Here is a 25,655-nt window from a genome sequence, read left to right as displayed (position 1 = left end):
TGGATGGCGCCTGATTTATCGAGGTTAGATCCTTCTATCCAACTTTTTTTATATTTCGTCGATTATTTCTAATAACGTAGTAAACAAGATGGCACTAGATGCCGCACCAGGATCAATATGTCCGATTGAACGTTCACCTAAATAAGAAGCACGTCCTTTTTTCGCGACTAATCCTGCTGTGTGTTCTTTTGCCTGCTCAATTACTTCTTTCGTAAGATTCCCTGCGGTTAGTGCTTCAGCTACAGGGAACCAAACATCTAACATGGTTTTATCTTCTTGTTCCGCTTTTCCTCTTGCTTGGATGCCGTTCGCTCCTTCACGGATGAACTCACCTAATTGTTCTTGTGAATCGATCTGCTCTACTCCTTTTGTTGCTTTCATCAAATTCATAAACGCAGAACCGTAAAGAGGACCCGAGGCGCCTCCTACTTTGGAAATCATTGCCATAGAAAACATCTTGAAGGTATCACTGATAGTGTCAGGTGCCTCCTGTTGAAAAGCTGCTTCATAGGCTGTCACACCTCTTCCCATATTATTCCCATGATCCCCATCGCCAATGGGGGTATCTAAATCACTTAGGTACGCTTTTTTCTCTTTGATCTCTTCAGCAAAGCGGTTAAGCCAAGCTTGGATCTCTTTTACCGTCAACTTCATTTTTTCATCATCCTTTACCATGCAATCGTTTCTACGTGACTTGTTAAAGCTTCTTTCCAAGTGGTTTCTGTTAAGTCAACCATTGTTAATGATAGTCCCTGCATATCCAATGAAGTCATCAAATCACCGACTTTATGGAAAGTAACATCCACCTGTTCTTCATTCAACAACGTCAACACATCATTCATGAATACAAATTGTTCCATCAATGGTGTACCACCCATCCCATTCACTAAGACACCGACTTCTTTTGGTTTTTCAGTATATTCACTCAAAATTTTCGTGACTAACTCTTTCGCTAACAATTTAGAGGGTTGCAGTTTTTCTCGACGATAACCTGGTTCGCCATGAATCCCTACACCGTATTCGATTTCGTCTTCATTTAGGTCAAAGCCAGGCTTCCCTACTTCTGGGACAGTCGCAGCCCGTAATGCGACACCAATTGTTTTGGTCGCAGCAACCACTCGCTCTCCTAATTCCTTCAGTTGAGTCAAGCTCGCGCCATTTTTGGCAGCATCTCCTAAAATCTTATGGACAAGAATAGTCCCCGCTACGCCACGCTTCCCTGCCGTATACGTGCTGTTTTCTACCGCGATGTCATCATCGACCACTACTTCTTCGACGTCAATTTCATCCATAGCAGCTAACTCTTTTGCCATTTCAAAATTCAATAGATCTCCAGTATAGTTTTTGATGATCAATAACACACCTTGTCCTTGGTCCGCTTCTTTGATCGCTAGTTGGATTTGATCAGGTGTCGGTGAGGTAAAAACATCCCCCAAAACTGCTGCACTTAACATACCATCTCCAACAAAACCTGCGTGAGCTGGTTCATGTCCACTACCACCTCCAGAAACTAACCCGACTTGTTCGTTCAACTGATTTTTCGCAATTACACGAGAATCTTCTACACGATGTACTAGCTCTGGATAACTCTTTACGATCCCTTCTAGCATTTCTTCTACGATATCCCCAGGTTCGTTCATGATTTTTTTCAATTTACATCCACCCTTTCTTCCCTGCTTGTCGTGCTTCTTCTATGATTTGTTCGATATTGTCGGTTGTCCCTGCTGTAATAGTAGCTGCAAAGGCTCCTTCTACTAAGGGGGCATCCACCAAGTAGTAGTTTTTTTGTTGGGCTTCCTCCAATAAATCTTTTGCCAATTCTGAATTCATCACTGCGCTACCAAGATCAGCAAAGACAAAATAAGCAGCTGAATCGGCTGATTGATTGACGGCATCAACGATCTTCATCGGATCAGAACCGAGTTCTCCCTCTTCGATTCCGCCAAGTGATAATACTTCTACGTCATCGGTTTGTTGCATTTGTTCAATCATCTCTTTGATGCCGTCTGTGACCTTCTTACTATGAGAAAGCAATAAGATACTTTTCTTCAACGAATTCCCCTCCTTCAGTTTAGCACCCTTTTTGTAAGGGTTTTCTTTATACTGTATTAAGTATATATCAACTCCTATGGGTAATGGAAATAATGCGATATAATGAACGATAGTTTTTTTATTTATGTGAAGATAAAGATAGGACTAAAAAGAGATATTTGCTATACTTTCCTTAAAGAAAGGAGTGATCAAAATGATCATTACAACAACAAATAGCGTAGAACATCAAGTCATTGAGTCTTATGAGGGAATTGTTTTTGGTGAAGTCATTACGGGAATCAACGTCTTAAAAGATTTAGGTGCAGGGATTCGTAACGTTTTTGGCGGACGCTCAAAAAGTTATGAAGGGGAATTATTGACAGCAAGAGAAGAAGCATTAGCTGAAATGGCGCAACGCGCAGAAGCACTTGGCGCAAATGCGATCATCGGGATGAAGATGGATTATGAAGTCTTAGGTTCAGATAATGGGATGTTGATGGTCACTTGTAGCGGGACGGCTGTTCGATTGGTTTAATAAAATCAAAACAAATAAACGAGTGAAGACCCGCCAAATTTCTAGGGCCTCCACTCGTTTTTTACTCACACACGCTTCACAATGACTGGACTTGTCCAATCACCTCATTCGCCTCAACCAGCGGTCTTTTTTCAATGGTTAGACTTTCAACTTTCTCACTATTTGTAAATACAACGATCATATCTGTTTGTTTGCCTGCTTTTTCTAGCATCGCTAAGTCAACAACTGCCAATAATTGACCTCGTTCTACTCGTTGTGCTTGTTTGACATAAAGAGTGAAGGGTTCTCCTTGTAAATCAACCGTGTTGATTCCCATATGCACCAACACTTCAAGCCCATTATCTGTTTCGATCCCCAGTGCATGTTTCGTTGGAAATATACTAGTGATCGTTCCACTGATTGGTGCAAATATTTCTTTTGCTTCCGGCAGGACTGCATAGCCATCACCCATCATTTTTTCTGCAAAAACAGGATCGCCGACTTCAGTGATCGGAATGATTTTACCGAGCGCCGGTGCATAGAGTTCAAATGTTTCCTTACTTGTCTTTGAAGCAGAAACCGGCACATCTTGGTGAGAAATTGATTGAGCGGTCTCTTGCGCTACCTTACTACCTTGTTGGAGTTTCGTCATTTCGTCTGCTACAAATTGGACCTGTGTGCCTACAATGACTTGAATATTTGTTTGATCAATTACTTTTACCCCTGGGACACCAGTTTGTTTAATCGCTTCTTGATTTACTTTTGCTGTGTCTTTTACCTGTAGACGCAAGCGTGTCGTACAATTATCGATTGCTTTTACATTTTCTTTTCCACCTAGTGCATCATAGATCACCGCAGCTAGTTGGCTAAATTCATTAGTTCCCGTAGCAATATCAGGTGTCTCTTCGCCAATTTCTGTTTCTCTTCCTGGTGTCATCAAATTGAACTTGTTGATGGCAAAGCGGAAGCCAAAATAATAGATAGCTGCAAAAAATACTCCTTGAACGAGCAACATCAATGGTTGATTGGCGACTGGATTCTGCAACGACAAAAAGTAATCCACAAAACCAGCGCTAAAAGCAAAACCAGCTGTCCAATGGAAAAAGGCACTGATTGCTAATGAAATTCCTGTAAAAATGGCATGGATAACATACAACGGCCACGCCACAAACATAAATGAAAATTCTAATGGTTCAGTCACACCTGTAAAGAACGCAGCAAAACCGGCTGCTAGCATCAAAGAAGCGACTTGTTTTTTCTTTTCTGGACGTGCACTTTGATAAATAGCAAAGGCCCCAGCAGGTAAACCGAACATCATGACTGGGAAAAACCCAGCTTGATACATACCGGTTTGTCCAATTATTGCTTTTCCACTATCTAACGCTTGTTGTCCAGCTAAAAAGTTTCCAATATCATTGATACCTGCCACATCGAACCAAAAAACAGAATTCAGTGCATGATGTAAGCCTGTTGGAATCAATAAACGATTGAAGAAACCGTATAGTCCTGCACCGACAAACCCTAATTGAGAAATCCCCTTCCCAAAGGAAACCAGTACATCATAAACAGTTGGCCAAATAAATAATAATATCGCAGAAATAACCAACATGCTCAAGGCAGACATGATCGGAACTAAGCGTTTCCCACTAAAAAATGATAAGGCCATAGGTAATTTCACTTGGCTAAACCGATTATACATCGCAGCAGCGACTAATCCTGCCACGATTCCAACAAATACATTGTTATCCATTGTATTGAAAGCCGGATTGACTTCAGTGAGATCTCCCAGATGCAATAATCCTTGTACTGAATCCGCAGATAAAACGGTTTGAGGGATCAAGTAAGCGACCAATCCTGCCAAAGCAGCTGATCCATCTTTGTCTTTTGACATTCCCAATGCCAAACCCACCGCAAACAATAAGGCAAGATGGTTAAGAATCGCTAGCCCCGCATTCATTAAGAAGGTCGTTCCCGCATTACTGATGCCTACTCCTACGAACCAATTCGCAAGACCAACCAGTAAAGAAGCCGCTGGTAAGACTGCTACTGGCAACATCAATGAGCGACCCATTCGTTGCATATATGCTTTCATTCTTTCCACTCCTATTTTCTCTCCGCTCGTGAAAGAGCGTTTATCGTTATTTTTGTAAATTTTCTAGAAAATATCTAAAAACAATAAAACGAGTATACCATTTATCCAAAAAAATAGGAAGCATTGATTGAATACATTTAAAAAACCAGTAAAAGCAACGAAAACGAACGGAAAAATCTATTATCCGACCATTTATTTTTTAAAATAAATATATACCAATAATCAATCCGTTATTTTCAAACAACAAAAAAAGAGTTTGAGATATCACACTCAAACTCTTTTTTGATACACAGCACCGACAAAAACAACCAGCAAGCACAAGCTACCGATCACTGACAAATAAATTGACCGGCGATCGTCCGTTTTTGGTAATGTCTTCGCGGGTTGTTCTTCCACTACTTTTGTTTCTGTTTTAGTAACTGTCCCCGCTTCTACCGACCGTTTTCCGGCGGAATGTAAGGTCGCCTTGATTCTTTCGATACTGGCAGACAAATCCGCTTTTCTTACTTCGAAATCGGCCATTGTCGCTTGAGCTTCTGCTGCTTTTTCATGGATTTCCGTACGAGCTGCTTGAATATCCGCTTGTGTCTGATCCACTGACGCAACCGTAGACGTTGCTAAATCTTGCAATTCCGTTTGTACTTCGGTTGCCCGTTGGGTCGCAGATGCTATTTTTTGTTTTGCTAATTCGGCTTTTTCTCGCTCTTCAGCTATTTTCTCAGCTAACTCATCGCGATCACTCACTGCTTGATTTGCTAAATCGTTCACTGTTTGATCGATTTCCTTTTGTTTTTCGATAAGTTGTTGTTTCGCTTGTTCCAACGTATCTTCCAATTCTTTACGTTGTTGCTCCAACTTCTCCCAGCGAGTCGAATCTGATGGATCAGCTTCGTTAGGAGGTGTATGTGACGAGTCTAGTGGCTCCTGACTCTCCTGGATCTGTGACTCACTGGTTTCTGATGGTGGCTGACTTGAATCTGCCCTGACTGTCTGACAAAGAAAGAAACTGCTGGCGATCAGTGCAGCAAAAAGTACTTTTTTCATTTTGTGCATCTCTGCCATCCCCTTTCATTTTCACTAGTTGTTCATTATAGAAAAAAACTGAGGAATCGCCTATAAACAATTGACGTATTCTGTCTAGTTGTATCGATGAAAGGTTGGAGTTTTGTCATTCGTCAGCTCCTATCCTTCAAAAAAATAGCCTAAAAAAGCGCCAAGTTCTAAAAATAGAAAAACGATCATCCAAGCTTACTACTTCCCTTACAAAGCTCGTCGGTCACACCCTCAAGTTCTACCCTCGAGGATAGCATAATTCATCTGGTCTGACGGCTTGGTACAGAGAAAAAGCGCCATCTAAATTTTTCACAGTGAATCCCGCTTGTTTCAAGATTCTTTCTGCTAAGTAGCTACGTAATCCACTATGACAACTGACGATATATTCTTGCTCTTTATCCAATTCGTCCAATCGTTGACGTAATTCAGATAAAGGAATATGAATGGCCTCTGGGAAATAACCATTCTGCCACTCTTCTTTATTCCGAACATCAAGCAATTGTTTCCCATGTGCTAATTCTTCTGGCAATTCATGCCACTGTATCATCTCACTCAATCCTTCGATGACATTCATCGCAATATAGCCTAGCATATTTACTGGATCTTTCGCTGAACCAAAAGGCGGTGCATAAGTCAGTTCTAACTCTGGCAGGTCGAAGACTGTCAAATGCCCTTTAATGGCTGTCGCAAGAATATCGATTCGTTTATCTATCCCTTTTTGACCGATTCCTTGAGCTCCATAGATTTCCCCAGTTTCCGGATGGAAGATCAATTTCAACAACAAGTCCGTTGCACCAGGGTAATAGCCAGCATGATCTTTACCTGAAGCATGGAGGACTTGAAAAGATAAACCTGCTTTTTTTGCTTGTCGTTCAGTGATACCTGTGGAGGCAGCTGTCTGACCAAATGCTCGAACAATAGCCGTTCCAAGGCTGCCTTGATTCAGGCGTGGCCGCCCAGCCATGTTATCAGCAGCTTGTCGTCCTTGTCGATTCGCAGGCGAAGCTAAAGAAATCAATGCAGGTTCCTTCGTGATTTGATGTTTCACGACAATCGCATCTCCTACTGCAAAGATTGCCGAATCACTTGTTTGATAATGCTCATCCACAACGATACCGCCACGTAATCCCAACGTTAAACCTGCCATCTCAGCTAAGCGACTATCTGGTTGGACTCCCACCGAAAGAATCGTCAAATCTGACTCTAACATTTCGCCATTTTCTAGACGAAGCATGTTTCCTTGTTCTTCAAAACTAGTAACAACACAATTTGTTAAAACTTGAACATCATTATTTTCTAATTCTTTTTGTACAAAAGAAGCCATCTCTTCATCCAACGTCGGTACGACTTGCGGAGTCCGTTCGACGATCGTTACATCCAATCCACGCTTTTTTAGATTTTCTGCTACTTCGATCCCAATAAAACCGGCGCCAATAACTACCGCTTTACGAGGTTGTTCCTCTAATTTTTCCATGATAGCATCAACATCTGGAACATTTCTCAAAGTAAATACATTTTTTGCCTCAGACAAGCCTGTGATCTCAGGTATAAAGGGTTTAGCTCCTGGAGAAAGCAAAAGGGCATCATACGTTTCTTTGCGGGATTCCTCTCCATGAGAAACTTCCACTTCTTTTGTTTCTGGAAAAATCGCTGTGACTTCATGCTCCACTCGAACGTCCAGACGAAAGCGTGCAGCTAAACTTTCAGGTGTTTGGATCAAGAGCTTTTCTCTTTCATCGATTTCACCAGAAAGATAGTAAGGAAGGCCACAATTAGCAAAAGAAACATTGGGCCCTTTTTCAAAAACAACGATTTCTGCATCTTCTTGCAGTCGTCTTAAACGAGTGGCCGCAGACATCCCTCCAGCAACACCGCCAATTATCACAAATTTCATTTTTTATCTTCCTCCAATCTTTTCCCCAAACCATTGATTCATCCCGCCACGAATATTGATTGCCTGATAACCAAGATTTTTTAATTCTTTCGTCGCTTGCTTACTACGCATTCCTGACTGACAAATAACGTATACTGGTGCTTGTTTATCCCCATTATACGTACTAATACGGTGTAAAGGAATATTTTCCGCTTGCTTAATATGCCCACCTCGGTATTCAGACGGTGTTCTAACATCGATCAATTGGATGTTTTCTTTTAATTTATCTTGCAAATCCTTTACTGTTATTGATTGACTAAGTTGAAATAATCCCATTTTCATTCTCTCCTCTTTTTTTAGAAAAATATACCTACTGGGGTATATTCAACACGATAAATGTGATTATGTCAACCATTAAAACTTTTAATTTCAAAAAGTTGCAGTTTTCATTTGCAAATAATACCTATATAGGGTATTATTTACAAAAAAAGAGTGGGAGGTTCTATGATGACTATTGACAACAAAACAATTCTAAATCGCTTGAGACGTACAGAAGGACAAATTCGTGGTATCCAAAAAATGATTAACGAGGAAAAAGAGTGCATGGATATCATTACACAATTAAGCGCTGTTCGTTCGAGTATTGATCGTGTCATGGGGATGATCGTTGCCGAAAATTTAAAAAACTGCTTGGAGCATCCAGAAAACAGTGTGGAGGAACAAGCAAAAAAAATGGAACAAGCCATCAATATGATCATCAAAAAATAAACGCAGCAAGTTTCTATCTCGCACTACTTAAAACCGAATAAACGGCGGAAACAAATGGAACCTCTTTGAAAAATAAGGCATCATCCACAAAAATTTGAAAAACAATTTTCGTGGATGATGCCTTATTTCTTATAGCTCAATGTTTCGGTAATTTGCCACCACTAAGTTACGTATATTTCCCTTCTACAATTGCTTGGATCGTATCGAGTACAGCCTCTGTATTATTTGATCCGATAATCGTCGTAGCTGCTTCTTTGATCTTGGGCTGTCCATTTTCCATAGCAAAACTGTGCTTGATCTGTTGGATCATTTCAAAGTCATTCCCGCTATCGCCAAACGTAGCAATCTCATCCTCGTTGATTCCCCATTTTTTGCCTAACAAGCGTAACCCGTTTAGTTTGTGGACACCAGGGATGATCAAATCGATATCTCCATGACCACTAGAGACCGGTATCAATCCCTCTCCTAAAGAATGCTTTAAGGCAGTTAGTTTTTCTGCCACTTCTTGCTCATTGAAGGATAAAGCAAACTTGAAAATCGTTTCTTCTCCCTTAGCTAACGTATACAGGTCTTCTACCTTTTCAAGCTTCGGGTAGTAAAAACTTGCACGTTCAAACAATTCCTTAGAAACCGTATTAGAGAGATAGGCACTCTGTTTCCCACATAAGATCAAGTTCATGGGCGCTAACTCTTCCAATACATCTAATGTCTGAACGATTTTTTCAGGACGTAATTCTGCATTGTACACATGGTCTTCACCAATTAAAATATTTGCCCCATTTTCTGCTACGAATGCTATACTTTTATAAAGATCAGGGAAGAATGAACGCAACTGGAAATATTGATTTCCACTTGCTACAACAAACTTTATTTCTTTTTCCTGTAGTAAGTCAAAAAGTTTCTTAAAGCGTTCTTCATTGTATTTCTTTTGATCATTCAAAAATGTACCATCCATATCTACAGCGATCATTTTGATTGTCATTCCATTACCACCTTTCAGAAAAAGTATACCTACTGGGACGCGTCCCAAGTCAAGAGAAAAGGAGGAAAATCCCATCGTTACGATTCGAGAGATCGCAAAAATGTCAGGAGTATCCAAATCTACCGTTTCCAGAGTGATAAATAATGACCGTTACGTATCCGATGATTTACGAAAAAAAGTCCAATCCGTTATTGAAGAGACGAACTATGTGGTGAACGGCAATGCTGTAAAATTGAGTAAAGGAGAAACCTATACTTTAGGTGTTACCTTGCCTAACAACAGTTCTTGTTATAATCAGTTGGTGGACAGTATCTTGTATCAGGCAAAAAGTAAAGGGTATCAAGTATTATTACTTCCTACTTATTATGAAAAGGAGACGGAGAGTCACTATTACACATTACTAGAGCAAAAAATGATCGACGGTCTTATTCTGACGTCACGAACAAAAATTGATGAACTACTTGAACCTCTTCGCTTCAAAGGAAAAATCGTCTCAACTGAAAAGATGGACAATGACGACCTTGCCATGATTTATCCAGATCGAAAAAAAGTGTATGATCAATTGTTTCTTACCCTGCATACCCGTGGTATTTCCAGGGTCATCTTTACTACTAAACGCAGTGCCTCACAAAGCCAGACCACAAAAAACAAATTGACTGCTTATGAAATGTATTTTGGAAAAGCGATTGAAGGAAAAAACTATTTCACTGGTATAGAAACCTATGCAGATGGCTATGCGTTCGCAATAGAGATCACAACTCACGCCTCTATTCCAGAGGTAATCTATGTCAATGGCGATGATACAGCAGCCGGTGTAATTTCAGGAATGAAACAGGCAGGATTCATTCATAAAAAAGATTTCACTGTCATAGGTGAAGGAAATCTACCATATAGTGAGATATTAGCCTTTTCAACTATTGATTTCTCCCCTAAAAAAATCGGCGCCTCCGCAGTAGATTTTCTCTTATCCCAGAGTGACAGGATCGTGCAAGCAGAAGATCCAGTAATTATTTGGCGATAATGTGAAGTAGCTCCTTCAGAAATAAGCGTGAGACCTCAAAAATTCCAAGAGGAATTTTCTGGGTTTCACGCTTATTTCTCAGGGCTGAACACTTAGGTCACAGCTTTTCTGTATATTAAAATCCAATCCATACTAGAATACATGATAATTATCACAAGAATAGGACAAAAGAGATGTTCTACTAAACAAACAGTCGCTGATTATGTGTATTAAAAACTATGTCGAATCTTTTCCCTTGATAGAGAAATAGCTGTAAGATTGACTGGCTATTTTTCACTCAGATAGATCAATCCGCGCGGAATAGGATCTTTCTTCGTTAACCCTATCCGTTCTCTATAAAAAGAAAAGCTATCTCTCTTGATCATTTCAATGATTTTCTCTTCATTCATTTCTAATTTCAACGATTCGATACATTCCGCCATTTCGTAAAGTATCTGTAGCTGTGCATCGATCCCCAACAGCTCTTGTAATTGTTCAAACACAGGTCCGTCCTTTTGAGAGACGACCTCTAAAAAACGATGATGAAGTTCTTTGTAAAAAGAAGCTAAAAGTGGATAGTTGATGGAAAAACAGTTTTCCATAAATTCTCTATAATGTTTTAAGTATTCTTCACTAGATTGAATATTCGATAAATTCATAAATTACCTCTCCTTCTGATGATTGATAGTAAAACCTAAAATATGTACATATGACTGATTGAATCGACCTTATTTTTTGTGAACTACCTGTTTCTCGAATAGATTATAATAAAATCATATAGTCTTCTCTGTGTAATTTCAACTTCACATATTGCCTAACTCCTTGAAATATTTACTCTTGAATCATTGCTACGTCTATGCTTCGGCATATTACCAGCTATTTTTTTGCATTCAGTTGATTTTTTTTATCTTAAACTAAAAAAAAATCAATCTCAGCCAGTTTTGACTTCGATTGATTTTCGATAAATTCTTCACTTAAATTGCAACGGTACTCTTCTCATTCGCTGTTACAACAATAAGATACACCAAACTACCTAGCGCTTCAGTAGTTTACGATACTCCAAAGCATATAAAACAAAGGACTGAGCCAAACTGTAGGTAATGATTGCAAATATCACCATGACCCATCCTTCAGGAATCGTTGGGAAAAGCAATAACAGGAGCATCCCTACATAAATCACAGCTGTCGCCCATTTACCATACCACTTTGCTCCATCTAATTTGACCTGTTTACGCAAAGCAACGATCCCAGCAATCAGCATAAATGCTTCTTTCACAATAAATAAAGCTAAAACGAGCCAGATATACGGACGTTCCCATGCCATGGAGATGATTAAGACCAATTGGGTCAACTTATCACCGATTGGATCAAGAACTTTTCCAAGTTCTGTGATCTGATTGAATCTTCGGGCGATGTATCCATCTAAAAAGTCTGTGACTCCTGAAAAGAGGATGATCGATCCAGCCAGATAGAAAGCTTGCTTACTCATAAAATACAAATAAAAAGGCAATAAAAGAATTCTTATAATCGATAGTAGATTCGGAATCGTGCGAATTTCTTTTCGCCAATCAGATGCTCCATTCATTACTTAACAACTCCCAAAATGTCATTTCATCTATTTTACCGTACTTTCCACGTGGAACCAATTAATTGTCGGTTTTTTATTGCGAGCTCTTCCAATCCTTCGTATGCCATTGTGAATCTGTTATTATGTTTTTTCGGAGTTTCCATTTCGTGCAGCCTGACGCTGACGGGTTTCTTTTAATAATTTTTTGTGGGCTTTTTTTGAACCTCGTTCAATATCTCGTTCCCATTTTCTCGTTTTAAAATCTGTAAATAGCTGATCGATCTCATAGCCTACAGGATAAAGTTCTTCTGCTCTCATTTTTAAAAGGACACGCTGTCGAAGGACCGTTTCTTTTTGGTTATCGACAAAAATCACGATCGTCTCTTCGCCAGTGTCTTCAAAGACTAATGCTTCTTTTTTGTATTGGGTGGCATATACCCGATCCCCTTTTGAAAATAAAACCTTTTCTTCGTTCTTGACTTCTTGCGTCTTCACTTGTTGTTTGAATAAGCGTTTTTCACTTGAATAGTCTTTCGTAGAAAGATACTGCTGAGCTTGTTGGATCAAGTCCTCTGACATTTGCATTTTTTTAGCGATCCACAATGCTTGGCTTTCCCCTGTTTTTCCTACCTGTAATTGATACTTTGGTTGCAAGGCTTCTCGGTCAAAAGCCATTGCTGCCGGCACAAAATCTTCATGTCGTTCCGCAAACTCTTTGATTTCGCCGTAATGGGTCGTTGCAACCATCAGCGCACCTTTCTCATACATTGCAGACATGATGGCGATTGCTAAAGCTGCCCCTTCCGTTGGTTCTGTTCCACTACCGATCTCATCAAGTAAAACTAGGGTATTTCTACCCACTTTATTCAAAATCTGTGCGATATTTTGCATATGCCCAGAAAAAGTACTCAATGCATTCGCTAAATCTTGTTGATCGCCGACATCGACAAAAACTTCGTCGAACACGGCAAGCTCTGTCCCATCTTTTGCTGGTACTTGCAGACCAAACATTGCCATCAACGTCAGCAATCCGACTGTTTTCAAAACAACTGTTTTCCCACCAGCATTTGCACCTGTGATCACTAATCCACGATATTCTGCACCCAAATCAAAATCTAAGGGCACAGCTTTTTCTGATAACAGTGGATGTCTCGCTTGTTTCAGATGGATGCGTTCTGATTTATTGATGATAGGTGTGATGCCATTGATCTCTCTACTGTATTTCCCACGTGCGAAAATAATATCGAAAACGGTGACCGTTTCGATGATTTGATCGATTGCCTGTTCATTTTCAGCTAATGCCCCAGTCAAACTTGCTAGAATCTGATATTCTTCAGCAATTTCCTCTGCTTTCAATAATTGATGTTGTGCGCTTGCTTTAGCGACTGCTGTTGGTTCGATGAATACCGTCGTACCTTTATTCGACTGTTCAATGATCGTTCCGGCTACTTTATTTTTATAACTCGCTTTGATAGGGATCGTTGCGTGTTCCCCTTTTTGAACGATCATCGCTTCTTGGATCATTTCTTTATTCCCAGGATGACGCAAGAATTTTAGCAAACGATCTTGGATTTCTTTTTCTACCGTTTGGATTTGTTTTCGTACTTTACGTAGATTTTTTGATGCTTCATCTGCGACTTGTTGGTTCTTGATTTGTTCATAAACTAAGTCCTCCACCGCTTGAAGATCCGGTAGATTTTTACTGTACGCATACAGTAATGGCGTTTGATATTGGTTTTTTTCAAAGAAGCGAGTGATCATTCGACTGCTTCTCAAAAAATCAGCGTATTCAATCAATTCAGCGGGGGTTAAGATCAAGCCTTTTTTCACTTGGTCAGTTAATGCCACAATTCGTGTTAGCCCCATAAAGGGCACGTGCTGGCTACTTTCTAAAATCGTACGGGCTTCTTTCGTTTCTGTTTGTCTTGTTTCTACGGTCTGAAGATTTGTCGGGATTGACATTTCTGCCAGACGTTCTTTCGTGTGATCTCCGATTGCTCGGGCAATCACTTCTTTTCTGATTTGTTCAAATTGTAATTGTTTGATTGTATGATTCATATTCTCTCCTTTTCTTGAAGAGATACCTGTCCCCAAAATAAATAAAGACCTAAAATAGAATAAAAGGGCAGGACACAGCTAAAATAAGACATGTCCTCCCCTTGATTTGATTACAAGAAATGTTTCAGACAGGTACCATCTATAAGCACACCAAATAAGCCTACTGCTTTATTGGTTATTCAACTTACTCGATTAGATACCTACTACACTCATCAAAATACCTCGTTCATCTAGGTTTTATTTATTTTTCTTTTTTACTATAGCAAGCGGTTGCCAGAATGTCAAACAGATACTGAACGAGTCTGAATGGTATTATTTTAATAATATTTCAAAATTGTCACGTTTTTCGATTTTCAAACACTGTATCAATCGGCGATAATTGGATATATCAAGAAACATAAAAGGATGGATATGATGAAAAAATTGATTGGAGCAATTGCTCTCTTATTGTTATTGTTTGGTGGCTACAAAGGTTATCAATATTATGATCAAACCTACAATAGCCAAGTTGCCTACGCAAAAGTACCGGAAAAGGTTCCACCTTTGACAGATGCACGAAATGATAGCGGAGAAAAAATGTGGGATTGGAAAGCGTATGACTATGAATTATCCTTTGTTACTAAGGATGGCAAAACGATCAAATTACCTTATACGATCGCCTCAGAAAATCCAACACCGTTAGAACCTAATAGTTATGTCAAAGCAGAGGTCAGCCAAAAACGAGTAACCTCTGGACCAACGACGATCAATGAAAATCAAGTACCAAATAATGTTCTAACTGCTTTGAATTAACAAAAAACAACTGCGATCTGAGGTCGGGACAGAAGTGTTCAGCCTCGAGAAATAAGGCGCCATCCACGAAAATTGTTTTTCAAATTTTTGTGGATGGCGCCTTATTTTTCGAAGAGGTTACTTCTGTTCCCGCCGTTTATTCGGTTATAGGTGGGGGGAGAACTAATGTCTCACTCCCTTCGCAGTTGTTTTTTTTATGTATCGCCCACGTCCTCAACGTTGTTTGCGAATGGCGATTGGCGTATCCCCAAAATATTCTCGATATTTTTTGTAAAAATGTGTCTTATTGGAAAAACCTACATTGGCCGCAATCTCCTCAATCGAGAAGCGGGTAGCTAAAATTAGATCCTGTGCTTCATGTAAGCGTTGGTTCGTAATCAATTGTTTGAAGGATTTCCCAGTCTGTTGTTTGATCAAATTAGACAGATAATTTGGATTATACCCTAACTCATCTGCCAATGTTTTTAGGTTCAATGTTCGATAGTCACTTTCGATCCGTTGCAGAATTTTGATCATTAAGTTGCTTTGTCCATCTTTTTTGTATATTTTTGCTAATTGGGAGTGATAGACTCTAGAAAGCTGTAAAAATAACACTTGTGAAAAAGCATTCATGATTTCATTTCCTAGATGTTTTTTTGAAAAATATTCGAGGATCATTTGATCCAAGGTGACTTGGATCTCTGGTTCTTTTGATAAGTGTAACAAAAGATGGGTCTCATTATAGCCAGGTTCTAAAATGGCGTTCATTAAAAAATTATAGGTCAATCCCCCACTGCGATGATCGATTTTTTTCAGAAGATTGATATTGATATCATTCGTTTTGAATAAGAAATTCAGCAAAATATCATGTTCACCCAAAGGCATCAGTTCATGGCGACTATTTGTATCTAAAAGTAATAATTGTCCTTCTTTCAAAGTGATTGGCAGACCGTTGACGATCTGTTCTGAAGTACCGCAATACATATAATTGAATTCTAAAAAATGGTGGGAATGTAGTGGATAATGAGCGAAGCGTCGATGTTGGCGAATCAAAATATTATTTTCTTGAAAAAGATGGTGATCGTCTAATTTGAATTGCTGGTCTTGTTCGTCTAAGTTTTCTCCTTCAAATTCCTTGATCCATTGCCCCGTCTTTCGCTGTTCTAACTCTTCGGGTGTATACGGCAGAAAGATCTTTTGTACAAACGGATTCATCGTTTTACTCCCCCTTGATATGTAAATTTGACACCAATATAGTAACATACTGACATTGTTGTGAAAAGGGTTACAAGATATGATGAGTGCAACAAATACATCTTCATCTGGAGGAACAAGCTATGAGAAAGACTTGGTTGATGAAACTGTCGCTGTTATCCATTTCCTTAGTTTTAACGTCAAATACTGCTATCGCATCCGCTTTACCGATGATGTTAGGCTACTTCAATGATCAATCGGCTTCATCCGTCGAACTACTGATGACCATTCCTCAACTAACTGTTGTGATTTTTATTGCTTTGAGTAGTTTGATTGCCAAAGCCATCGGACAGAAACAAACTGTCTTACTTGGGTTGTTGCTTGCTGGAGTTGCTGGCGTGTTACCTGTCTTCACTGCCAACTTCTATTTATTGATGATCTCCCGCGCAGCATTAGGTGCGGGCTTTGGTCTCTTCAACTCGTTGGCAGTCAGTATGATCAGCGAATTTTTTGAAGGCGAAGAAGCTGCCACCTTGATTGGCTTCCAATCCGCCTTTCAAGGTTTAGGAGCTGCAGTCATGACCTTCACTGCCGGACGTCTCCTCACTTTTGGCTGGCAAAAAGCATTCTTAGTTTACTTGATCACCATTCCGATCATTTTCTTATTTATGGCTTTCGTCCCTGAACCGCCAAAGAAAAAACAAAACTCCACCTTTAAAAAAGAAACAGCACAAAAAGGAACACTCCGTCCGACTACTCTCATGTATGGCATTTTGATCTTCTTTCTCTGTATTTTCTACATGATCGTTGTCGTTAAGCTTTCGACCTTCATCGTGACTGAAAATCTAGGAACAGAATCAGATGCCGGAACGCTTCTTTCTTTTATGCAGATTGCTAACATGGTTGCTGGTTTCTTATTCGGGTTGATTTACAAAGGATTGAAACGATGGACGTTGCCTATTTCTTTTTTCATCATGGCAGCAAGCTTATTCCTCATCTTGACAGCCAATCATTTATTTATGATCGGTGTTGGGGCTGCACTGAACGGTATCGCCTTTGCTCTGTTCGTTCCTTACATCTTCAATGATGCTACTCGTTCAGTTCCGCAAGTAGCAAAAGCAAGCACCACTTCCTTTATTCTCGTTCTAGCAAATATCGGTAACTTTGTTTCACCCTATGGACATCGACTTTTAGAAAGATTCGGTATCGGTTCTGATGCTTTACAAAATATTTTTATCAATGGCTGCATTTTGATGACCGTTTTAGGTATTCTTTTTCTTCTCCTTACTTTTAAAAAGAAGCCACTCCCAAATGAAGTCTAGTTTTCATTGATTCAAGTAAAAACAAATTGGAGGAATTTTGATGAATTATCTTGCTATCGATATTGGCGCTTCAAGTGGTCGTTTGATCCATGCCAATCTTAATGAATTAGGCCGTTTTGACTTACAGGAAGTCCATCGCTTCAAAAATGGATTTGAAAAAATCGATGGTGTCGCAAAGTGGCCGCTCACACATCTAGTCACTGAAATCTTAAAAGGTTTGGAAAAAGCCAAGCAACAAGGTATCGCAGAATGTTATGTCGGCATCGATACTTGGGGTGTCGATTATAGCTTGCTTGATGTTGATGGTCATTTGATCGACGCCCCGACGAGCTATCGTGATGAGCGAACGAAAGAAGCCATCCCACAATTTGAACAAAACATGCCACTAGATGAACTTTACCAAAAAACAGGTATCCAAATGCAACCATTCAACACGGTGTTTCAATTACTTGTTGAAGAAAAAGAAACGTTAATAAATGCCCATCGTTTGTTATTGATGCCTGATCTACTCGGTTACCTCTTCACTGGAGAAGCAGTCACCGAAAAGACTAATGCGTCTACTATGCAGCTTCTGAACTTAGAAACTCGGAAATGGGACTCAGATATTTTAGCTGTTCTAGGCATCGACGCTTCGCTTTTCCCACGAATCACCGAGCCTGGACAGATTCTAGGCGAATTACAAACTGCCCAATTTCCGACCTATGATCTGCCAAAAGCGACCTTTATCACGATTGCTTCTCACGACACTGCTTCAGCAGTTGTCGGCACACCCGCGACTGGCAAAGATTGGGCATACATCAGTTCAGGCACTTGGTCGTTGATGGGTGTAGAGATTCCTGAAGGCATTTCAACAAAAGAAGCATTTGAAGCTAACTTTACAAATGAATGGGGTGTGCAAGGAACCATTCGCTTCTTAAAAAATATCATGGGTATGTGGTTGATCCAAGAAGTTGCTCGTTTGCAAGATGGTGCCTATAGTTTTGCTGAATTGGCAGAACTGGCAGAACAGGAAGCGCCTTTCCAACAATTGATCAATGTCAACGACCCACGTTTCTTGAATCCCCAAAATATGATTCAAGAATTACAAGATTATTGTAAAGAAACAAACCAATCTATCCCTCAAACCCCTAGTCAGCTGGCTCGCTGTATCTATGACAATTTAGCTCTATGCTACGCTGTCGAACTAGAGAACTTAGCACGGATCACCGGAATAGAATTTCATCATTTACACATCGTCGGTGGAGGTTCAAATAATACCTTCCTTAATCAGCTGACAGCCGATATTTGCAATATCGAAGTCGAAGCAGGACCAGATGAAGCGACCGCTATTGGCAATCTAATGGTCCAAATGATTGCAACGAACGGCTACGGTACGTTGCAACTGGCGCGTGAAGCGATCAGAGATTCTGTTTCATTAGCCACTTTTCACCCTCGACATACCGAGGAAATGACACAAGCACTTGCTAGATATAAAGAATTTTTAATATAAAAGGAGAGATTCAATATGATGAATGTCAAAGAACGTTATGAAGAAGCCAAAGCAAAATATGCGAGTATCGGTGTCGATACTGAGGAGGTCTTGCAGAAACTCGCAGAAGTGAAGATTTCGATGCACTGTTGGCAAGGCGATGATGTCAAAGGTTTCTTGACACCAGATGGAGAATTAACAGGTGGCATCATGGCTACAGGAAACTATCCTGGAGCCGCACATACGCCGGACCAATTACGCCAAGATTTAGAAAAAGCTTTCTCATTGATTCCTGGGAATCATAAGTTGAATTTACATGCCATGTATCTAGATACAGACGAACCGGTCGATTTAAATGAGATCGAACCAAAACATTTCGAGAAATGGGTCGCATGGGCAAAAGAACAAGGCATCGGTCTTGATTTCAACCCAACCTTCTTCTCTCACCCAATGATGAAAGATGGCTTGACACTTGCTCATCCAGACAAAGAAGTACGGGATTACTGGATCGAACATGGGAAACGTGCTCGTAAAATCGCCGAGTATATGGGAAAAGAAATCGGACAAACATGTATCGATAATTTTTGGATGCCTGATGGAATGAAAGACAATCCAATCGACCGCCTATCTCCACGCCAACGGTTGATGGAATCTTTAGATGAGATTTTCTCAGAAGAACTCAACGAAGAATATACACAAGATGCCGTAGAATCCAAACTATTTGGACTTGGTGCCGAAGCTTACACAGTAGGTTCACACGAATTTTATATGGGCTATGGATTGACACGTAACAAATTGATCTGCCTAGACGCAGGACACTTCCATCCAACTGAAGTCATCTCCAATAAACTTTCGTCTTTAGCCTTATTCTCAAAAGGGATCATGCTCCACGTCTCTCGTCCTGTGCGTTGGGATTCAGACCATGTTGTGATCATGGATGATGAATTACAAGAAATCGGCAAAGAATTAGTCCGCAATCATTTACTTGAAAAAACAGCGATCGGACTCGATTTCTTTGACGCAACCATCAACCGGATCGCCGCATGGGCAATCGGCACAAGAAATACGCAAAAGGCATTGTTAAAAGCCATGCTTGAACCAATCGAAGAATTAAAAGAAGCCGAACTAAACTTCGACTTCACCAAACGCTTAGCCTTCACTGAAGAATTAAAAGACTTCCCATACGCCGACGTTTGGAATTACTTCTGTGAAATCAACAACGTCCCAGTAGGCATGGACTGGTACCAAGAAGTCCTACAATACGAAAAAGACGTACAAAGTAAGAGGTTGTGAGAAAGCCGTTTAGCTCCGAGTATTAAGACGGAAATCGAGAAAATAGTTCCTCATATTTTTTCGATTTTTGACTTAATATTGAAGGAGCTGGCTTTCGAACACCGTTTATCACAGGTTGTGAAAGAAGCGTTCTGGCCTGAGCAGTAAGATAGAAAATCGAAAATGGCTGGTTCATTTTTGATTTTTCTGGCTTATGACCGAAGTGTTGCTTCATGAACACTAACTATCAAGTTGTAAAAAAAGCCCTTCACCTATCAACAGAAGCCTTCGAGAATCCGTCTAACTGATTTTGAGGTTCTTTCTGTTGATTTACAAAATAACCACATACTACATGTTCTTTCTATTCATCAGAAAAAGAAAAGAGGTCTCACTCGTGAAAAAATCAGCGATGCTCACTGCTCCATTTGTACAAGAGATGATTCAAGCAACAACCAATATGTACCGCCTAGGATGGGATGAACGTAATGGTGGGAATATCACCTACTTATTAGAAGAAGCACAAGTCTTACCTTTTATCGATCCTACGAAAGTTTTACGAACACTGCCGTTGCCATTTGATGCCCAACAATTAGCCGGAAGGTATTTCTTAGTGACAGGGTCTGGAAAATATTTTAAAAATGTACAGGCAGAGCCAGAAGAAAATCTTGGATTGATCCGTGTGACCGGAGATGGTCATGCGATCGACATTTTATGGGGATTAAGCCCTGATGCTGTTCCGACTTCTGAGTTACCAAGTCATTTCATGAGCCATATCGCTCGATTAAGTGTCGATCCAGATAACCGCATCGTCATGCATTGTCACGCAACACACTTGTTAGCCATGACTTTTAGCCATCCACTTTCTGAACGCGAATTGACTCGTACATTATGGCAAATGTGTACAGAGTGCTTAGTTGTCTTCCCAGAAGGCATCTCGGTCATTCCATGGTTAGTTCCCGGTTCGAATGAAATCGGCGAAGCAACTGCTGCAAAAATGAAAGAAACCCGTTTAGTCGTTTGGCCACAACATGGAATCTATGGTTCTGGAAAAGATATGGATGAAACATTTGGTTTGATCGAAACAGCTGAAAAAGCTGCCCAAGTCTATACGATCGTCATGTCCCAAGGTGGCATCAAACAAACGTTAGAAGATGACAATTTGAAATTACTGGCTGATGCGTTTAGGGTTGTCCCACGTGCTGGCTATTTGAACGATTAACAATCGTGAGGTGCAAAATGAAATCCAATGTCGAAAAAATGATTGCTGGTGAGGTCTATCGTCAAGATGAAGAATTATTGCAGCTTCGTTTGGTCACGAGAGATCTCCTTTATGAATTCAATCATATCCATCCTCGAAAATTATCTGAGCGTCAGCAATTGATCAAAAAAATGTTCAAGCAAACTGGGGACAAACTCTTTGTTGAACAACCCTTTCATTGCGACTATGGAATCAACATCACCGTTGGAGAAAACTTTTTAGCCAATAATAATTGCACGTTACTTGATGTTGCTCCGATCACGATTGGTAAGGATGTCTTACTTGCTCCAAATGTGGGGATCTACACAGCCGGCCATGCCTTAGATCCTGTTTTACGTCAAGAGTACCAAGCAGAATTTGGGGCGCCTGTTACGATCGGCGACAACGTCTGGATCGGTGCAAATACATCCATACTGCCCGGGGTGACAATCGGTGATCATGTAGTGATTGGAGCTGGAAGTGTCGTCACGAAGGATATCCCAGCTAATTCTTTAGCAGTAGGAAATCCTTGTCATGTGGTGCGAACATTCAATAAAAAGGATCGCACCTATTATTTCAAAAAACTGCGTTATCCATCAGAATATATAATTTCTGAAACCGACCTACCTAAAGGAGAGTAAACCAAATGGCAAATCGAATGATTTTAAATGAAACATCCTATCATGGAAAAGGGGCTATTGCAGCTATCCCAACGGAATTTCATGCCAGAAATTTCAAAAAAGCAGTGGTGATCACCGATAAAGAGCTGCATAAAATCGGTGTCGTAGCAAAAGTCACCACCTTATTAGATGAGGCAGAGATTGCTTATGAAATCTACGACGGTATCGTACCTAATCCAACGATCGAGAATGTCAAAGAGGGCGTGACTTTCGTTCAAGAAGCAAAAGCGGATGTGATCCTGGCAATTGGCGGAGGTTCGCCGATCGACACAGCCAAAGCCATTGGAATCATCGTAACGAATCCAGAGTTTTCTGATGTCCGTAGTCTAGAAGGTGTGGCAGATACAAAACATCCAAGCTTGCCGATCTTAGCTGTTCCGACGACTTCTGGTACGGCCGCTGAAGTCACGATCAACTATGTGATCACTGACAAAGAGCGTTCTCGTAAATTTGTATGTGTTGATCCTCATGATATTCCAATCGTTGCCTTTGTTGACAGTGATTTGATGATGGGCATGCCGAAAGCCTTGTGTGCGGCAACTGGGATGGATGCGATGACTCATGCTATCGAGGGATTGATCACGAAAGGTTCATGGGAAATGAGTGATATGTTCCATCTCAAAGCCATTGAGATCATCGGTCGTAGTTTAGCCGATTCCGTGAATGGTGATCCAAAAGGTCGAGAAGATATGGCTTTAGGACAGTACCTTGCAGGAATGGGTTTTTCAAATGTTGGTTTAGGTCTTGTGCATGGAATGGCTCATCCATTATCCGCATGGTATGACATCCCCCACGGTGTCGCTTGCGCTGCCTTATTACCAACGGTCATGAAATACAATAAAGAGTTTACAGGCAATAAATATCGAGAAATCGCGAAGGCACTGAACATCAAAGACGCAGAATCTCGTTCCATCCAAGATATTCGTGATGCCGCTTGTGAAGCGATTGACGCTTTATCGAAGAAAGTTGGCATCCCTGCGACGATCTCCGAACTAGGTGTCAAAGAAGCGGATATTGCAAAAATTGCTGAAGATGCGTTCAATGATGTCTGTACCCCAGGAAATCCAAGAGAAACGAACGTGTCAGAGATCATTGACATCTATCAAAGCTTGATGTAAGTTTATCGACTCTCTTGTTGTTACGACTTGACTGATCAATTAAAAATGGTTCTCTTGGTTTGTGAATAACGACCAAGAGAACCATTTATTTTAATATAGAAAATTTATTTCATTAAACCATCAACGTGTACATACCTACTGCGACGATTGCACCAACCATTGGTCCTGCAATCGGTACCCATGAATAACCCCAGTCAGAACCACCTTTATTAGCGATTGGTAAAATCGCATGAGCGATACGTGGACCTAGATCACGAGCTGGATTGATCGCATATCCTGTTGAACCACCTAGTGATAACCCGATAGCTAAAATCAATCCTCCAACAGCAAAGACATTTATTCCACCCGCAAATTCTGTTTGGCCAAATGCCAATAGTCCTAAGACTAAAACGAACGTACCGATCAACTCTGTAATAAAGTTAGCAGGATAGTTGCGGATGGCTGGTCCAGTCGCAAAGGTTCCTAAGATTGCCCCTTGATCCTTTGTTGCTGACCAATGTGGCAAATAAGATAACCAAACAAGTACCGCACCGACGATTGCACCTAGTAATTGCGCGATGATGAATGGGAAAACCAAATTCCAACCGATTGCCCCTGTCATTGCCATCCCAAGTGTCACCGCAGGATTTAAATGAGCGGGTCCCATGAATCCTGAAATAAATACTGCCATCGTAACAGCCATTGCCCAACCAAATGCAATGACGATCCAACCGGAGGCTTGCGCTTTACTTTTGTTTAAATTCACTGCTGCACATACGCCGTCCCCTAAAAGGATCAAAATCATCGTTCCAATAAATTCCCCCATGATTTGGGTCATGTCTGCATTCATTTTATTTTTCTCCTTTCAGGTCACGTAAGTCTGACTCAGCGATCAGTTGCTCTAAATGTTGTGTTTCACGTTCTTTTTCTTCGTCTGTCCATTCAAAGTATGCAGCAATCGCATCAATGATCGGTTGTTTGATGGCATCTAACTGATCTCTTTCAAAAAGTAGATGGTTGGTACGGCGAATCAAATAGTCACCTGGAACTAAGACCATTTCGTTTTCTAATCCGTAACGCAGACGCGCAGATTCTGCCAAAGTCAATCCTGGATAAGGATTCATTTCTTTTGCTAATTCAAAGATGTGTTTCGCATTTGTTCCATAGAAATCTGCGATATATGCAGCATCTTTTTCATCAAGACCTGCTTCCACACCGATTTTTGTATATTCTTCGACCATTTCTTCTTGTTTCGTCGGATCAAAATCGCCGCCTGAGATCGAATAAGTCTTGGAATCAATCTCTTTTATAGTTACACCATACTCTTCTTGTAACAGTTGACGGATCAATTTCATCGCGCCTTCTGCCATTTTGCGATAATCGGTGATTTTACCACCAGATAAAGTAACTAGTCCATCTGGTTCACGTTCTAATGAACTACCGCGAGAAACAGTGGATGGTGCTTTTTCATCACGACTACTTTCTAAATGATTCAACACATCTTCGACTTCTACTCGTGATACCTTGCTTTCTTTGTAATCCGTCACCGTATCAACGACTTTACGGAAACTTTTATCAGAGATCGAACCGTTATCACCACCGTTGTAGTCAGAACCAGCATTGCCGATCAATAACGGACGTAATCCTGCCCAACTTGATTCGATATCAGCCAAAGTGATATTTGCTTCTGGATAACGATGATTGATCACGTCTAGTAAGTAATCCACATCTTCCTGTGTTACTTGAGGGTCTGTAAAATCGCCTTGGTAATCGGTATCTGTTGTCCCAAAATACGTTTTGTTTTCACGAGGAATCGCAAAGACCATCCGACCATCTTGTTTTCCTGTATCGAAATAAGTAGGCTGTGGCACAGGCAGTTTCTTCGCGTCTACTACTAAATGGACGCCTTTTGTCGGACGCATTTTTGGTGAGATCGCACGCTTGAAGTTCAGGTTACGGATCTTGTCCACCCATGGTCCACTTGTGTTGATCACTACTTTTGCTCGGATCTCAATGACTTCATCACTTAACAAATCACGCGCTTTGACTCCGATGATCTGGTCACCTTCATAGATAAAACCGGTAGCTTTCATTTTGCTGACCAGATATGCTCCGTCTTCTGCCGCTTTTTTGATATTATCGATCACTAAACGGGAATCATTATTCCGGAAATCCAAGTAAACACCGGCACCTGTTAAGCCATCTTTTTTAAGAAACGGCTCACGTTCAAGAACTTCTTCAGGTGTCAACGTATAGTTTTCATACTTCGTTCCAGTTACTTTTGCTAATTTATCATAAAGATCCATCGCTACTTTTACAGAAAACATATTGAATGTCGTTGCGCCTTCTCCTTCATAAATCGGCAATAACATCGGATCTGGTTTAGGGATATGCGGTGCCACTTGTTGTACCACTGCACGTTCGCCTACTGTATCTGCGACCACTTCAACGTCAAACGTTTTTAGGTAACGAATCCCCCCATGAACTAACTTGGTTGAGCGTGAAGAAGTTCCTTCTGCAAAATCCTGCATTTCGATCAAACCGGTTTTAATACCTGAAGCAGCTGCTTGGATTGCTACACCTGCACCAGTGATTCCGCCCCCAATAATCAAAAGATCTAATTCTTCTTGTTTCATGTGGTCAATGTTATCTTGTCTTGTTTTTTTTGAAAACATC

At 40.5% G+C, this 25,655-nt stretch carries 24 protein-coding genes; 10 read left to right on the top strand and 14 right to left on the bottom strand.

Going from position 1 to position 25,655, the window contains the following annotated elements:
• Positions 1–48 precede the first annotated feature (48 nt).
• The 3 genes from dhaL to dhaM are packed head-to-tail and all read right to left on the bottom strand — an operon-like array spanning position 49 to position 2,052.
• Positions 49–654, bottom strand: coding sequence for a dihydroxyacetone kinase subunit DhaL (gene dhaL / locus IGK01_RS01965; RefSeq protein ID WP_010736395.1), 606 nt, complete (start codon positions 652–654; stop codon positions 49–51).
• A 14-nt stretch (positions 655–668) separates the two neighbouring features.
• Positions 669–1,652, bottom strand: coding sequence for a dihydroxyacetone kinase subunit DhaK (dhaK, locus tag IGK01_RS01960; protein WP_349520919.1), 984 nt, complete (start codon positions 1,650–1,652; stop codon positions 669–671).
• Between the two features lies 1 nt (position 1,653).
• Entirely contained in the window at positions 1,654–2,052 is a 399-nt protein-coding gene (gene dhaM, locus IGK01_RS01955; protein WP_438770528.1) for a dihydroxyacetone kinase phosphoryl donor subunit DhaM, read from the bottom strand.
• Positions 2,053–2,245: 193 nt separating this feature from the next.
• Between dhaM and IGK01_RS01950 the strand changes: the two genes are divergently transcribed.
• A complete protein-coding gene (locus IGK01_RS01950) occupies positions 2,246–2,566 on the top strand; it encodes a heavy metal-binding domain-containing protein (RefSeq protein WP_010736398.1) in 321 nt (106 codons plus the stop codon).
• A 76-nt stretch (positions 2,567–2,642) separates the two neighbouring features.
• Here IGK01_RS01950 and nagE read toward each other — a convergent pair whose 3' ends face one another.
• The 4 genes from nagE to IGK01_RS01930 all read right to left on the bottom strand — a co-directional run bounded on the left by nagE (position 2,643) and on the right by IGK01_RS01930 (position 7,899).
• Positions 2,643–4,637 carry an N-acetylglucosamine-specific PTS transporter subunit IIBC gene (gene nagE / locus IGK01_RS01945; RefSeq protein WP_096081354.1) on the bottom strand — a complete coding sequence of 665 codons (1,995 nt, stop codon included), beginning with the start codon at positions 4,635–4,637 and terminating at the stop codon, positions 2,643–2,645.
• A gap of 270 nt (positions 4,638–4,907) precedes the next feature.
• Entirely contained in the window at positions 4,908–5,690 is a 783-nt protein-coding gene (locus tag IGK01_RS01940) for a hypothetical protein (protein WP_224434486.1), read from the bottom strand.
• A gap of 238 nt (positions 5,691–5,928) precedes the next feature.
• The gene (locus tag IGK01_RS01935) at positions 5,929–7,584 is read right to left on the bottom strand and encodes an FAD-dependent oxidoreductase (protein ID WP_438840465.1); all 1,656 of its coding nucleotides are present in this window, start codon (positions 7,582–7,584) and stop codon (positions 5,929–5,931) included.
• Positions 7,585–7,587: 3 nt separating this feature from the next.
• Complete coding sequence (locus tag IGK01_RS01930; RefSeq protein ID WP_010736402.1) at positions 7,588–7,899, bottom strand: rhodanese-like domain-containing protein; 312 nt, start codon at positions 7,897–7,899, stop codon at positions 7,588–7,590.
• A 171-nt stretch (positions 7,900–8,070) separates the two neighbouring features.
• Here IGK01_RS01930 and IGK01_RS01925 point away from each other — a divergent pair, with 171 nt between their 5' ends.
• On the top strand, positions 8,071–8,331 hold the full coding sequence (locus IGK01_RS01925) for a metal-sensitive transcriptional regulator (protein ID WP_224434484.1): 261 nt from the start codon (positions 8,071–8,073) through the stop codon (positions 8,329–8,331).
• Between the two features lie 166 nt (positions 8,332–8,497).
• On the opposite strand, the gene IGK01_RS01920 is transcribed toward IGK01_RS01925, so the two are convergent.
• Complete coding sequence (locus tag IGK01_RS01920; RefSeq protein ID WP_023519054.1) at positions 8,498–9,313, bottom strand: Cof-type HAD-IIB family hydrolase; 816 nt, start codon at positions 9,311–9,313, stop codon at positions 8,498–8,500.
• A gap of 73 nt (positions 9,314–9,386) precedes the next feature.
• Here IGK01_RS01920 and IGK01_RS01915 point away from each other — a divergent pair, with 73 nt between their 5' ends.
• On the top strand, positions 9,387–10,334 hold the full coding sequence (locus IGK01_RS01915; RefSeq protein WP_438840835.1) for a LacI family DNA-binding transcriptional regulator: 948 nt from the start codon (positions 9,387–9,389) through the stop codon (positions 10,332–10,334).
• A gap of 266 nt (positions 10,335–10,600) precedes the next feature.
• Here the strand turns inward: IGK01_RS01915 and IGK01_RS01910 are convergent, their stop codons facing one another.
• The 3 genes from IGK01_RS01910 to IGK01_RS01900 all read right to left on the bottom strand — a co-directional run bounded on the left by IGK01_RS01910 (position 10,601) and on the right by IGK01_RS01900 (position 13,938).
• Positions 10,601–10,972, bottom strand: a complete 372-nt coding sequence (locus tag IGK01_RS01910) for a DUF7006 family protein (RefSeq protein ID WP_019723867.1) — start codon at positions 10,970–10,972, stop codon at positions 10,601–10,603.
• Positions 10,973–11,346: 374 nt separating this feature from the next.
• A complete protein-coding gene (locus tag IGK01_RS01905; RefSeq protein ID WP_438747549.1) occupies positions 11,347–11,898 on the bottom strand; it encodes a CDP-alcohol phosphatidyltransferase family protein in 552 nt (183 codons plus the stop codon).
• Positions 11,899–12,021: 123 nt separating this feature from the next.
• Positions 12,022–13,938 (bottom strand): endonuclease MutS2, encoded by a 1,917-nt coding sequence (locus IGK01_RS01900; RefSeq protein WP_010736408.1) that lies wholly within the window; start codon positions 13,936–13,938, stop codon positions 12,022–12,024.
• A gap of 414 nt (positions 13,939–14,352) precedes the next feature.
• Here IGK01_RS01900 and IGK01_RS01895 point away from each other — a divergent pair, with 414 nt between their 5' ends.
• Positions 14,353–14,730, top strand: a complete 378-nt coding sequence (locus IGK01_RS01895) for a DUF1093 domain-containing protein (RefSeq protein ID WP_153829914.1) — start codon at positions 14,353–14,355, stop codon at positions 14,728–14,730.
• A 213-nt stretch (positions 14,731–14,943) separates the two neighbouring features.
• Here IGK01_RS01895 and IGK01_RS01890 read toward each other — a convergent pair whose 3' ends face one another.
• A complete protein-coding gene (locus tag IGK01_RS01890; protein WP_224434482.1) occupies positions 14,944–15,924 on the bottom strand; it encodes an AraC family transcriptional regulator in 981 nt (326 codons plus the stop codon).
• A gap of 122 nt (positions 15,925–16,046) precedes the next feature.
• Here IGK01_RS01890 and IGK01_RS01885 point away from each other — a divergent pair, with 122 nt between their 5' ends.
• The 6 genes from IGK01_RS01885 to fucO all read left to right on the top strand — a co-directional run bounded on the left by IGK01_RS01885 (position 16,047) and on the right by fucO (position 23,000).
• Positions 16,047–17,225 carry an MFS transporter gene (locus IGK01_RS01885; protein ID WP_023519049.1) on the top strand — a complete coding sequence of 393 codons (1,179 nt, stop codon included), beginning with the start codon at positions 16,047–16,049 and terminating at the stop codon, positions 17,223–17,225.
• Positions 17,226–17,265: 40 nt separating this feature from the next.
• The gene (gene rhaB / locus IGK01_RS01880) at positions 17,266–18,714 is read left to right on the top strand and encodes a rhamnulokinase (RefSeq protein WP_438840464.1); all 1,449 of its coding nucleotides are present in this window, start codon (positions 17,266–17,268) and stop codon (positions 18,712–18,714) included.
• A 15-nt stretch (positions 18,715–18,729) separates the two neighbouring features.
• The gene (rhaA, locus tag IGK01_RS01875) at positions 18,730–19,986 is read left to right on the top strand and encodes an L-rhamnose isomerase (RefSeq protein WP_019722530.1); all 1,257 of its coding nucleotides are present in this window, start codon (positions 18,730–18,732) and stop codon (positions 19,984–19,986) included.
• Between the two features lie 373 nt (positions 19,987–20,359).
• Positions 20,360–21,184, top strand: a complete 825-nt coding sequence (gene rhaD / locus IGK01_RS01870; RefSeq protein ID WP_349520904.1) for a rhamnulose-1-phosphate aldolase — start codon at positions 20,360–20,362, stop codon at positions 21,182–21,184.
• 17 nt (positions 21,185–21,201) lie between these two features.
• Positions 21,202–21,843: a sugar O-acetyltransferase gene (locus tag IGK01_RS01865; RefSeq protein WP_062805746.1), complete on the top strand. Its 642-nt coding sequence runs from the start codon at positions 21,202–21,204 to the stop codon at positions 21,841–21,843.
• Between the two features lie 5 nt (positions 21,844–21,848).
• Complete coding sequence (gene fucO, locus IGK01_RS01860) at positions 21,849–23,000, top strand: lactaldehyde reductase (RefSeq protein WP_023519044.1); 1,152 nt, start codon at positions 21,849–21,851, stop codon at positions 22,998–23,000.
• Between the two features lie 112 nt (positions 23,001–23,112).
• Here the strand turns inward: fucO and IGK01_RS01855 are convergent, their stop codons facing one another.
• Together IGK01_RS01855 and glpO are read right to left on the bottom strand one after the other, a co-directional pair.
• Positions 23,113–23,829, bottom strand: a complete 717-nt coding sequence (locus IGK01_RS01855) for an MIP/aquaporin family protein (protein WP_438747537.1) — start codon at positions 23,827–23,829, stop codon at positions 23,113–23,115.
• A 1-nt stretch (position 23,830) separates the two neighbouring features.
• A complete protein-coding gene (gene glpO, locus IGK01_RS01850; RefSeq protein ID WP_349520900.1) occupies positions 23,831–25,654 on the bottom strand; it encodes a type 1 glycerol-3-phosphate oxidase in 1,824 nt (607 codons plus the stop codon).
• Between the last annotated feature and the right edge of the window lies 1 nt (position 25,655).

The sequence above is a fragment of the Enterococcus sp. AZ080 genome, from assembly GCF_051714945.1.
Lineage (GTDB): Bacteria > Bacillota > Bacilli > Lactobacillales > Enterococcaceae > Enterococcus_B > Enterococcus_B pernyi.
The sequence above is the reverse complement of the archived record's forward strand: the minus strand, read 5'-3'. Positions and strand labels throughout refer to the sequence as shown.